We start from the raw sequence: 11,550 nt of genomic DNA on the forward strand, positions 1-11,550 counted from the left end.
CTTATTGATGAGCGAGCGTGAATCGTTCACGCCACTCGGCATCAAATTGATTGGCACGGAACATTTCAATCTCTTGTTTATATGGAGCGACTTTTGTTTTTTCGCTAATCGGGATATATGGCGTTTCTAGAATTTTCGGTAGATGCGCAAATGCCTCGTGATGAATGACACGATTCAATGTATCAAACCCGATCTCTCCGTAGCCAATGTTTTCATGACGGTCTTTTTTTGCACCGCGCACATTCTTCGAATCATTTACATGAATCACTCCGAGACGGTCGAGTCCGACGATGCGATCGAATTGTTCAATGACGCCGTCTAAGTCACCGACTAAGTCATATCCTGCATCATGGACGTGACACGTATCAAAGCAAACTGAGACTCGATCATTGTGCGTCACGCCATCAATGATGGTCGCAAGCTCTTCAAACGTCTTACCAAGTTCGCTTCCCTTCCCTGCCATCGTCTCAAGCGCAATCTTCACTTTTTCATCACCCGTCAACACTTCATTCAATCCTTCGATGATTCGAGCGAGACCGACTTCTTCTCCCGCTCCGACATGAGCGCCTGGGTGAAGAACGACGTGACGAGCCACTTGGAGTGCTTCTGCCCGTTTTAATTCCTGAGTCAAGAATGAAACAGCCAATTCAAACGTCTCTGGTTTCGTCGTATTCCCGAGATTGATGATATATGGTGCGTGAACAACAATCTCTTCGATGTCATGTGCGGCCATATGTTTGAGTGCTGCCTCAATATTTAAATCTTCAATGGGTTTACGGCGTGTGTTTTGGGGCGCACCTGTATACACCATCATCGTATTCGCCCCGTAAGAGACAGCCTCTTCACTCCCTGCTAACAACATCTTTTTACCTGATACCGAAACGTGTGAACCTATTTTTAACATCCTCATCTTCCCTTCATCATCTTCTCTCTCTAGTGTACACAAAAAGAAGAACCGACTCCAAGAAGTCGATTCTCCCAAACATTATCGTTTATTTTTCTTACGTGCTGCACGGCGATCCGAGCGTTGCTGTTGCATATGCTCACGTGATGCCGTCTCTTTCAACTTATACTTGAATTTCTTCTTATAGCCAGGCTTGACTTTCTTCTTCGCCTTCTTGATTTCACCGGCCATCCGACTATGAGCCGTGTGTGAGACCTTCATCTTACGGTCTGTTTGGCGACGACGACGTGTCTTGATCGGTTGAATCGAACCGTTGCGCAAGTCCACATGAGTGAATTCGAACCCACGTTCTTCAAGTCTGTTGATCGGTCCATTCTCATGGTCCTCATATAGTGTGTACGCCTCACCTGACGCGCCCGCACGTCCCGTACGACCGACACGGTGCGTATAGAAATCAAGATCTTTCGGAATCCCATGGTTGATGACGTGAGAGACTCCTGAAATATCGATACCGCGAGCCGCCAAATCCGTGGCAATCACGTATTGGTATTTCGCGTCGTTAATATCTTTAATCGCCTGTTTACGGCGACGTGCCTGCATATCTCCGTGCAATGTACCGACGTTAAGTCCAGCCTCACGGAACGATGTCTCTAACTCATCCGCTTCTTGCTTTGTGTTTGTGAAGACGAGACAAACGAATGGATTGATTGCTTTCGCAATCTCGACAGTCAATTCTTTACGGTCACGGTGACGAACGGGGATCACGTGGTGCTTGATTTTTGGTGCGACGCGATGCTCGGGGCTCGCCTCTGCAAAGCGTGGGTCATGAAGGTATTTCTTCAAGAACGGTTCAAGGTTCTCAGGAATCGTCGCTGAGAAGACCATCGTTTGCAGTTTTTCAGGAAGCGCCTGTGCGATGCGGTCGACCTCGGGCAAGAATCCCATATCGAGCATTTGATCGGCTTCATCGACGACAAAGTGTGTCACTTTGTGCGGGAATAACGCCTGTGCTTTCATGAGATCAAGGATTCGTCCCGGTGTCCCGATGATTAACTGTGGCGGATTTTTCATCTTATCGATCTGACGTTCGCGGTCTGTCCCTCCGACAATCAAACTCGATTTGATGTAATCTGGGTTTTTAATAAGAATCGATTTCAATTCTTCATGAATCTGCCAAGCGAGTTCGCGTGTCGGTGCGACGACGATTGCTTGAACTGAAGCATCTTCTGGATTGATCGCTTCAACGATCGGTAACAAGAACGCAAGTGTTTTACCCGTTCCTGTCTGTGATTTTCCAATAATATCTCGACCATTCAAGGCAGCCGGAATAATCCGGGCTTGTATATCGGTCGGTTTCGTAATGCGCTTTTCTGTTAACGCATCAACCATAAACGGTAGCAATTTGAACTGTTGGAAGCTGTTCAATCGATACACCTCCTGTTTCTTTCCACTTTTCCTAGCATAGCGGAATCAAATGATTTGTCAATCAATCTTTTGCCACACCTTCATATAAATAACTCGATGAATAATAGTGTTTGGCAATTTTCTTTCCATTTAAATGTTGTTCGAGTGCTTTGAAGCCGACTTCCATCATCTCGTTCGGTGACTGCACGACAGTGGCATTGACCTTCCCATTTTGAATGAGCGGATAGATATCTGAAATCCCGTCGACCGACACGATCGTCTTGTCCGTCAAACCATGACTTTCTAAAGCCCGGACGACACCAAACGTATTATCATCATTATGTGAAAAGATTGCATCAAACGGAATCTCTTCTTCTAACCAACGTGACATCTCGATTTCAGCTTGGAATGTGTCATAGTTCCCGGTGATGGATGCAATGATCTGAAAATCGTCGCCATGTTGCTTTTCGTACTCTCGGATACCAAGACTTCGGTCCATCGTGGAGCGAACTTTCGGCGTCCCCCTCACTTCGACCACGCGAATCGGACGTTCGAGCTCACTATACTTGGCAGCAATTTGTTCGGCCGCCATCCGACCGATGTCGACATTGTCGGATACGACAGATGTGAGCACACTCGGATGATCAATCATACGGTCAATCGCAATAATCGGGATGTTTTTTCGTTTTGCGCGTTCTAATGAGGGTTGAATGAACGTGTCATCGAGAGTCGTCAAAAAGATGGCCTCGACACCCCGGTCAATCAATGAATCTAGTTTTTCTTTTTCAAGGACACGCGAGTCTTCACTCGTGGTCGGAATCGGGATGAACCCTTTTTGGTTTGCTGTATGCACGAACGAGTCCAGTAGTTTATTCGCATGCTCATGTTTATCACTGACAAACACGAATCCGACTTCTTTTTCATTCGTTTTTTGCTCTGGGAGTTGAATCGAGGTGATGAGGAGAATCGTCATGGCCCACACGACCGGTAACCAAAGCCAATAATGTTTTAGTCCTTTCATGACGGTTGTCTCCTTGGGATTTTGATTAAAATCGCGGTCCCCTTTTTCATCACACTATCAATCTCCATCGCACCGTTAACGCTCTTCAAGTACTCTTGAATCATATAGATCCCTAGACCATTCCCACTTTCCTTCGTCGTATTGAAGGCGGAACCAACTGTCTTGAGTTGTTCCTCACTCATGCCAATCCCGTTATCCTCAATCAAGAAGCGATATTCCTGCTCCGTAAAGAGGACCGTCACGACGACACTACCTTCAGCCCCTTTTGATTCGACGGCATCGACCGCATTTTTGAAGAGGTTGTAGATGATTTGAACGAGCATATCAAAGGATGCATAAAATGGAGGCATGTCGTTCGGTACAAGTAATTCCCATTTCGTAGGTCGTTTATAACATTCGGCATCCATTAAAAATTCAAGTCGTTTCGCAAAGTCTAACATGTTGATCCAATCTTCGTTTTTACCAGCCTGATCTGGTTTGGCGAGCGTCAACATCGTTGAAATCAAATCATTCGCCCGCTCCAGTTCTTTGATGGCGACATCCACCATATCTGAGCTACCTTGACCCTCGCGCACCATTTGTAACGTGATGTGGACGGGAGTTAGAGGATTTCGAATTTCATGGGCAATTCCCGCGGCCAATTGACCGAGTGAAGCTAATTTTTCTTGATGCAAAATCAACTGTTGCTGACTCAACTGTTCACGTCGTGACGTTTCCATCCGTTGTGCATAATCGTTATACGTGTCGAGTAGCGTCTCCACTTCTTTCGAACCGGTTCTTTCCAACGAGATCGTTCCGAGCGATTGTTGTTGTTTAATTTGATTGACCAGCTCGACAAGCGGATTCGTTAACGTCCGGGAAAGCAACAATCCAACGAGAATGCTCAGGAAGAATGTAACGAGCGCAATCATCAAATACTGCCAACGCGTGTCGTAGACCGTTTCATAGACGGAGTCATTTTGATGTTTTGCGAGCATGCTCCATCCACTGACTCGTGCATCCGGTTCAAACATTACCGTATCTTCATCCGTACTCAAGATTGTCCGTTCGCTTCGATCTAATGCTTCGTCGATGACTTCACGCGATATCCGACGCTCTGCATCTGTGACCAAGTTGAACGAAGTCGTCAACACTTCGCCTTGCTCATCTAACAAGTATAGAATCATGTCATCATTCGCAGATTCCAACGAACGACGATACAAGTCAGAGTTCAAGACACTAATGCTTCCCCCAAAAATACCGATTGGTCGGTTCTCTTCGATGACCGGAACGTATAGGAAAGTTCCCATATCCCCACTGATCATCACAGGGTCACTCATATATAGTTCTTTTCCACTTGCAGTCAATACTTCCGTAAACTTCGGATCGCGTTTCAAGACAGAAGAGGCGACTTGTCGCTCCGAGTACCATTTAAATGAGTCTTGATTGACATCATAATAAAAGATGGACGTAAAACTCGTGCGTTGATTCAAATATCCTGTTCGGATCCGTTCTTCAATCCATGGCTCATTTCCAACGTAAGCGCCTAAGTAAACTAAATCCTCATACAATTTCCCAAGTCGGGACTCCACATTCTCAATACTGTCATCGATGGCGTAATCAAATTGCTCTTTCGCCAATTCTTCTGCTCGAGACACCGTGACGCGGTCAGCAGAGAAGGCAAGTGATGAAATGACAAGTGCTAAAATAATGATGATGATGAACGTAATTTGGAAAAAGTACGATTTTCTTAGTTCACGCAATGGTTTCATGCGATTCACGGCGTCCCTCCTCTCTAACCTAAAAATTATAGCATGAATACACGCAAATCTTTTCGTATTTTCGAAACAATGTTAGACTAATACGTATGAAAGCACTTCGAAAGGAGCCTTCGTCTTCATATGAAAGTTAAAAAAATTAGCCCACGCGGATATTGTTATGGTGTCGTCGATGCCATGAAGCTCGCAAATGAGGCGGTCGCAAATCCAGATTTGCCACGCCCGATTCATATACTTGGAATGATTGTCCATAACCGTCACGTCACGCAGGCGTTTGAGGATCTCGGTGTCAAAACCGTTGATGGAGAAGACCGCATGCAAGCGCTCGAAACCATCGATCGAGGAACGGTCGTCTTCACGGCGCACGGCATTTCACCACTCGTCCGGAAACGTGCCATCGAGAAAGGATTGACGATTGTAGATGCCTCTTGTCCTGACGTCTTGGTCACACACGATTTGATTCGTGAGAAAACGGCAGAAGGATATGATGTCATCTATATCGGAAAACACGGGCATCCGGAACCGGAGGGTGCAATTGGTGTTGCACCAGACCATGTTCATTTGATTCAATATGAACATGAAATCGATCAGTTGCCGAGTCGCTTGTTCGAACGAAAAATTTTGGTGACGAACCAGACGACGATGAGTCAATGGGACGTTTCCGCATTAATTGAAACGATTCAAGCCCGTTATCCTCACGTGGAAGTGCATAATGAAATCTGTAACGCGACGCAAGTTCGACAAGAAGCCGTCGCTGAACAAGCGGGAGACTGCGAATTGTTGATTGTCGTCGGAGATCCTAAATCTAACAACTCCAATCGTTTAGCACAAGTTTCAAAAGAGATTGCCGGAACGAATGCATATCGAATCGGTGACTTGAGTGAACTTGACTTGAATTGGCTCGAGGGAGTCGAGACCGTCGCTGTGACGTCGGGCGCCTCTACTCCTACACCGATCACAAAAAAAGTCATCGACTTTTTGTCGCAGTATGACCCAGACGATTTAAGCACGCACGATAAAACGCCATTTCTTGAACTTCGGAGCATCTTACCGAAAGTGAAAGCTTTGCGTAAGTGAAGGAATCCCCCATTCTCTCAGAGGATGGGGGATTTTTAGGATTTACTTGAATTGAAACGGGTTCGTGTTGGCAACAGATTGAATCAAGTCGACATTAATTTTCGCTTTTTCAAACTTTTTGCTGAGCACATCGATTACACCTTGTTTCATGATACTCTCGACATGATGCCCTGGGTCTACGACTGCAAGCCCAAGGGCCATCGCATCATGAGCCACGTGGAAATATAAATCACCCGTCACATATGCATCTGCACCTTTGAAATGCGCAGTAGACACATATTTATTCCCGTCTCCACCTAATACGGCAACTTTTTCAATCGAACGCCTCGGGTCTCCGACGACTCGCACGCCCTCAACCCCAAAGCTTGTTTTCACGTGTTCGGCAAACTTTTCAAGTGTCATGGCCTGTTCAAGTCGACCGATTCGCCCTAGCCCAAATACATGACCGTCGATTTCATCGCGCATGAGGTCATACGCGACTTCCTCATAAGGATGGGCGTCTTTCATTGCTTTTAGTACACGCTTTTTCTGACTCTCCCGAACGACCGTTTCGATTTTCACTTCGTCCATTTGTTCCGTTTCATGTGGGCGACCGATGAAGGGATCTGTCCCTGCGAGCGGAGTGAATTGTCCCGTTCCGGATACACGGAACTGACAGTCCGCATAGTCACCTATATGTCCCGCACCCGCTTTTCCTAGAGCACGGGATACGTCTTGCGCATGCGTGGATGGAACGAATACAGATAGTTTATAGACCGGCTCTTCATAGGTCGGGACGAGTACTTTCGTATCGTGAAGACCGATCGCCTCACTCATCCAATCGTTCACACCACCGCTGCATACGTCTAAATTCGTATGGGCGACATAGACCGCGATATCGTGCTGAATACATTTCATCGTAATCTTCCCAGCCGTGGAGCGGTCATTGACTTGAGCTAACGGACTAAAGATGGGGGGATGATGCGCGATAATCAAATCGATTTGTTTCTCAATCGCTTCATCCACAACCGATTCAAGTACATCAAGCGTGACCATGACCCGTTTGACTTCTTTGTTGAGCGACCCAATCTGTAAGCCGATTTTATCCCCTTCGACCGCTAAATGTTTCGGTGCGAATTCCTCAAACAATTGAATCACTTGATTGCCGTTCGCCATTACTGACTCACCTCTCTCATCTTGTCACGCATCCGTTTGAACTCCACTTGTTTTTGAATCAAGGCTTCCGATTGAATGCCAGCTGCCATCTGTCCAAGCACATAATCGAGCTTATCAGCTTCACGACTCCACTTGAGTTTAAATGCTTCTGGTCGCTCTTGAACGAGATATGGACCGAATAACAACTGCCACATGCGCTCGTCCGACTCATCACTATAAATGGACTCAATTCCTTTTTCTCCGACAAGGATTTCGTAGACTTTATCATTTTCTTCCACAATTGCCTCTTCGACAAGGACATATCCATGTTCAAGCAGCCAGCTTCGTACGTGTTGCCCATCAACGTTCGGTTGAAGGACGAGCCGTTCGACCGCACCGAGCTTATCTTGACCCGCTTCGAGAATGGAGCGAATCAAACTGCCGCCCATCCCGCAAATCGAGATACACGTCGCTTCATTGGGCTGTAAGACAGCAAGACCATCGCCAAGGCGTACATCAATGGCATCACTGGCCCCAATCAAATCGACTTGTGCTCTCGCAGCTTCCATCGGTCCAACGTTCACTTCACCCGCGATTCCTTTTGAAATGATTCCTTGCTGAAAGGCATAGCATGGGACATACGCATGATCCGAACCGATATCGGCGAGCACACTTCCTTTTGGGATATAATCGACAACCTGCTTCAATCGTCGGTCTAACATGACACGTTCTTGCATACAGACAACTCCTTTGTTCTACTTCTTCCCTAGCGTATCGAATTCTCTACAGTTCGACAACAAAAAACGCACCCCATCACGGAGTGCGTCACCTCTTATTGTTCAATCAACCAGTTCGCAAGCACTTCTGCTTCTTCAGCTGATGCAAGACCTGCTGGCATCGCACCTTGACCGTTGACGATGATGTTTGCGATTTCTTCTGGTGAGAGACGATCGCCGACACCTGTAAGTGCTGGACCGACGCCACCTTCAAGGTTTCCGCCGTGGCAACCTGTGCAACCCTTCGCAGCATACAACTCTTCTGGGTTCATTTCAGTGACTGCTGGACCTTCAGCCGCTTGTTGCGCCTGATTCACCCCAAAATACGATAATGATACCATGGCAATAATTGCGACGATTGCGATTGCCGCAAACGGTAACAATGGATTACGCATTGTAGTTCCCCCTCATGTTCATTCCAAATTTCTATCCAACACTATTTTACTCAAAAAATAATAAAGAAGGAAGGAAAATCACTCATTTTCCTTCCTTTCTTCTAAAACTTCACACTTTATTCAAATATGAAATTAATCGAGGAAGTCTTTCAAGCGTTTGGAACGGCTCGGGTGACGCAATTTACGAAGGGCTTTCGCCTCGATTTGACGAATCCGCTCACGTGTGACACCGAATACTTTACCAACTTCTTCGAGTGTGCGTGTGCGGCCATCGTCTAGTCCGAAACGCAGGCGAAGGACGTTCTCTTCACGGTCTGTCAACGTATCCAACACGTCTTCTAATTGCTCTTTCAACAATTCATAGGCTGCCGCATCTTGAGGAGCCATCGCATCTTGGTCTTCGATGAAGTCACCGAGATGTGAATCGTCTTCTTCCCCAATCGGTGTCTCTAAAGAAACAGGTTCTTGGGCAATCTTTAGAATTTCACGGACTTTCTCAGGTGTGAGTTCCATCTCTTTGGCAATCTCTTCCGGAGAAGGTTCGCGACCGAGGTCTTGAAGCAATTGACGTTGGACACGAATCAATTTGTTGATTGTTTCCACCATGTGTACAGGAATACGAATCGTACGGGCTTGGTCAGCAATCGCACGTGTGATGGCTTGGCGAATCCACCACGTCGCATACGTCGAGAATTTGAACCCTTTCATGTAGTCGAATTTTTCGACCGCTTTAATGAGTCCCATGTTCCCTTCTTGAATCAAATCAAGGAAGAGCATCCCACGACCGACATAACGCTTCGCAATCGACACGACGAGACGTAGGTTCGCTTCTGCGAGACGTTTTTTCGCTTCTTCGTCCCCTTGCTCGATTCGTTTAGCGAGCTCCGTCTCATCTTTCGCACTGAGAAGGTCGACACGTCCGATTTCTTTCAAATACATCCGAACCGGGTCGTTGATTTTGATTCCAGGAGGTACTGATAAGTCGTTCAAATCGACTTCTTCATCCTCTTTTTTCGCAGGTGTTTCTTCTGCGTCCGCAGCATCTTCTGTGACACGGATGTCTTTAGCCTCTAAATCTTCGATGAAGTTATCGATGAAATCCGAATCCACCTCGAAGTGACTAAGGCGATCTTGGATTGCTTGCATTGAGACGACGCCTTTTTTCTTACCTAACTTTTCAAGTTCCTCTATGGCGTTAAATAAATCCTCTTTCTTCTTCTCTGCCATCTAGCAGTTCAACTCCTTCCAAACTTCATCCACGATCATCGTTCTCGAAGACGACGACTACGGGCAATCAATTCTTGTAGCTTGGACGCCTGGTCTACAATACTTTCGGCGTCTTGAGCGATTTCCCTTTTTGCACGCTCGATTTGACGTTGCTCCTCATAACTGTTTATCACCCGAATGTATTCGTCTAAAACCTCTTCAGACAGTTCATCCGGTCCAGCCATCAGACGGATCTCTGCAAAACGCATCGCATAATCAGGGCGTTGATCGCAATAACGCTCCATGAACGAAAGCGTGATTTGATCAAACTCATCCTGTGTCATCGTATCGGATACGATTTCATACAATGCTGACCCTAACATACGATGGGTTTCATCTTGATAACGCAGCCCTAAACGGTCGCGTACGAAACGGACCTGCTCCGGTCCCGTCAACATCGCACGCAACAAGTACTTCTCGGCTTTCATCCAACGAGGCTCACCTGTTTTACTCGAACGCTTCCGTACCGGCTCTACAGGTTCCATCGCACGGGTGGGAGTTGATTCACTTGACGTCGGACGAGGAATTCTCGAACGGAGCGTCTCTAGCGGAATCTCAAACTCATCCGACAGTTTCTTCACATATAAATCTCTTCGAATCGAATCATTTGTCTTCCCGATCTCTTCAAGCATAGATTCAATAAAGCGAATCCGTTCTCCTTCTCGGTTCAAGTTTTTTCCTCGCCGGTACATGCGATTCATAAAATCGAGAACACTCAACTGCTCAGTTTCAATAAACTGCTGCCAGTGAGTTGCCCCATGCTGACGGATATAATCATCTGGGTCCGTCTTTTCCGGTAGTGGCAAAACTTGTACATCGAGTGGAGACGCTTCTAAGAGGCGAATGACTTTTTGTGTCGCTTCTTGTCCCGCGTGGTCTCCGTCATAACAGATAATGACTTCATCCACGATTCGAGATAGCGCCCTCGCATGTTGAGGAGAGAACGCGGTTCCGAGCGATGCCACAACTTCTTGTGTGCCCGCTTGCGCGACTTGTAAAACGTCAACGTTCCCTTCAACGAGGAAGACACGCTTTTTCTTACGCATCGTCGCCCGGGCTTGAGAGAAGCCGAACAATAACTCGCTCTTATTGAAGAGTGGCGTCTCAGCCGTATTCACATATTTTGGTTGTCGGTCATCAATCGCTCGTCCACTGAAGCCAACGATGGTGCCGTCTCGATCCGCAATCGGAAAGACGACCCGTCCTTCAAATCGGTCAAAATATTCACCGGACTTCGACTTTGAAATCAAACCTGCCTCAACCATTACTTCTAAATCAAACCCGCGCCGCTCCAACAGCTCGACAGTAAAGCGTCGTTGGTCTGGGGCAAAACCGATCTTGTATTGCGCAATCGTCTCTTCAGCCAGATCACGATCCCGTAAATACGTTAAGCCCACTTCTCCAGCTTCTGTTTTCATCAACACTTCATGATACAAGTCAGCGACAAGGCGATGCGCATCACGCATCTGTTTGCGCCATACCTGTTCTCGCGTCAGTTCCTCGTCCCCTTGGATCCCGTCTACCGAAATATTCGCCCGTGTTGCCAAGCGTTCGACCGTCTCAGGAAACGACAATCCCTCGGTTTCCATCACGAACGTAAATACATTTCCGCCGGCGCCACAACCGAAACAGTGATACATCCCTTTTTCAGGTGAAACGGAGAAAGAAGGTGAGTTTTCGGAATGAAACGGACATAATCCGACAAGGCGGTGTCCTTGTTTCTTTAATTCGACACGTTCGCCAATCAATTCTACGATATCGGTCGCTTGTTTCACTTCTGCGATGACTTCATCTGGTATTCGTGGCATGTTGACCA

Annotated in this window: 10 protein-coding genes; 1 reads left to right on the plus strand and 9 read right to left on the minus strand. The window is 46.8% G+C overall.

The genetic code is table 11. The annotated features are described in order from the left end of the window. Position 1: 1 nt before the first annotated feature. From KNO78_RS05710 to KNO78_RS05725, 4 genes are all read right to left on the minus strand, one after another. Entirely contained in the window at positions 2 to 904 is a 903-nt protein-coding gene (locus KNO78_RS05710) for a deoxyribonuclease IV (RefSeq protein ID WP_214690746.1), read from the minus strand. Positions 905 to 985: 81 nt separating this feature from the next. Further along, the gene (locus KNO78_RS05715) at positions 986 to 2,329 is read right to left on the minus strand and encodes a DEAD/DEAH box helicase (RefSeq protein WP_012726633.1); all 1,344 of its coding nucleotides are present in this window, start codon (positions 2,327 to 2,329) and stop codon (positions 986 to 988) included. Positions 2,330 to 2,390: 61 nt separating this feature from the next. After that, complete coding sequence (locus KNO78_RS05720; RefSeq protein WP_159562493.1) at positions 2,391 to 3,329, minus strand: sugar ABC transporter substrate-binding protein; 939 nt, start codon at positions 3,327 to 3,329, stop codon at positions 2,391 to 2,393. Then, the gene (locus KNO78_RS05725; protein ID WP_236548986.1) at positions 3,326 to 5,080 is read right to left on the minus strand and encodes a sensor histidine kinase; all 1,755 of its coding nucleotides are present in this window, start codon (positions 5,078 to 5,080) and stop codon (positions 3,326 to 3,328) included. Before KNO78_RS05725 ends, KNO78_RS05720 begins: the two co-directional genes overlap by 4 nt. Positions 5,081 to 5,209: 129 nt before the next feature. Here KNO78_RS05725 and KNO78_RS05730 point away from each other — a divergent pair, with 129 nt between their 5' ends. Beyond that, the gene (locus KNO78_RS05730) at positions 5,210 to 6,163 is read left to right on the plus strand and encodes a 4-hydroxy-3-methylbut-2-enyl diphosphate reductase (protein WP_012726636.1); all 954 of its coding nucleotides are present in this window, start codon (positions 5,210 to 5,212) and stop codon (positions 6,161 to 6,163) included. Between the two features lie 42 nt (positions 6,164 to 6,205). On the opposite strand, the gene KNO78_RS05735 is transcribed toward KNO78_RS05730, so the two are convergent. The 5 genes from KNO78_RS05735 to dnaG form a co-directional block, all read right to left on the minus strand. Next, positions 6,206 to 7,318: a Nif3-like dinuclear metal center hexameric protein gene (locus KNO78_RS05735; protein ID WP_214690745.1), complete on the minus strand. Its 1,113-nt coding sequence runs from the start codon at positions 7,316 to 7,318 to the stop codon at positions 6,206 to 6,208. Continuing rightward, positions 7,318 to 8,034, minus strand: a complete 717-nt coding sequence (locus KNO78_RS05740; RefSeq protein WP_214690744.1) for a tRNA (adenine(22)-N(1))-methyltransferase — start codon at positions 8,032 to 8,034, stop codon at positions 7,318 to 7,320. Before KNO78_RS05740 ends, KNO78_RS05735 begins: the two co-directional genes overlap by 1 nt. 95 nt (positions 8,035 to 8,129) lie before the next feature. Continuing rightward, positions 8,130 to 8,468, minus strand: coding sequence for a cytochrome c550 (gene cccA, locus KNO78_RS05745; protein ID WP_012726639.1), 339 nt, complete (start codon positions 8,466 to 8,468; stop codon positions 8,130 to 8,132). A gap of 132 nt (positions 8,469 to 8,600) precedes the next feature. Next, on the minus strand, positions 8,601 to 9,695 hold the full coding sequence (rpoD, locus tag KNO78_RS05750) for an RNA polymerase sigma factor RpoD (RefSeq protein WP_012726640.1): 1,095 nt from the start codon (positions 9,693 to 9,695) through the stop codon (positions 8,601 to 8,603). 35 nt (positions 9,696 to 9,730) lie between these two features. Beyond that, entirely contained in the window at positions 9,731 to 11,542 is a 1,812-nt protein-coding gene (gene dnaG, locus KNO78_RS05755; RefSeq protein ID WP_159562496.1) for a DNA primase, read from the minus strand. Positions 11,543 to 11,550: the final 8 nt, after the last annotated feature.

It is taken from the genome of Exiguobacterium sp. s132, from assembly GCF_018617235.1.
Lineage (GTDB): Bacteria > Bacillota > Bacilli > Exiguobacteriales > Exiguobacteriaceae > Exiguobacterium > Exiguobacterium profundum.

Coding starts and splice junctions, on each gene's coding strand:
- KNO78_RS05710 (WP_214690746.1), bottom strand. CDS start 904: ATGTTAAAAATAGGTTCACACGTTTCGGTATCAGGTAAAAAGATGTTG.
- KNO78_RS05720 (WP_159562493.1), bottom strand. CDS start 3,329: ATGAAAGGACTAAAACATTATTGGCTTTGGTTACCGGTCGTGTGGGCC.
- KNO78_RS05725 (WP_236548986.1), bottom strand. CDS start 5,080: ATGAAACCATTGCGTGAACTAAGAAAATCGTACTTTTTCCAAATTACG.
- KNO78_RS05730 (WP_012726636.1), top strand. CDS start 5,210: ATGAAAGTTAAAAAAATTAGCCCACGCGGATATTGTTATGGTGTCGTC.
- KNO78_RS05735 (WP_214690745.1), bottom strand. CDS start 7,318: ATGGCGAACGGCAATCAAGTGATTCAATTGTTTGAGGAATTCGCACCG.
- KNO78_RS05740 (WP_214690744.1), bottom strand. CDS start 8,034: ATGCAAGAACGTGTCATGTTAGACCGACGATTGAAGCAGGTTGTCGAT.
- cccA (WP_012726639.1), bottom strand. CDS start 8,468: ATGCGTAATCCATTGTTACCGTTTGCGGCAATCGCAATCGTCGCAATT.
- rpoD (WP_012726640.1), bottom strand. CDS start 9,695: ATGGCAGAGAAGAAGAAAGAGGATTTATTTAACGCCATAGAGGAACTT.
- dnaG (WP_159562496.1), bottom strand. CDS start 11,542: ATGCCACGAATACCAGATGAAGTCATCGCAGAAGTGAAACAAGCGACC.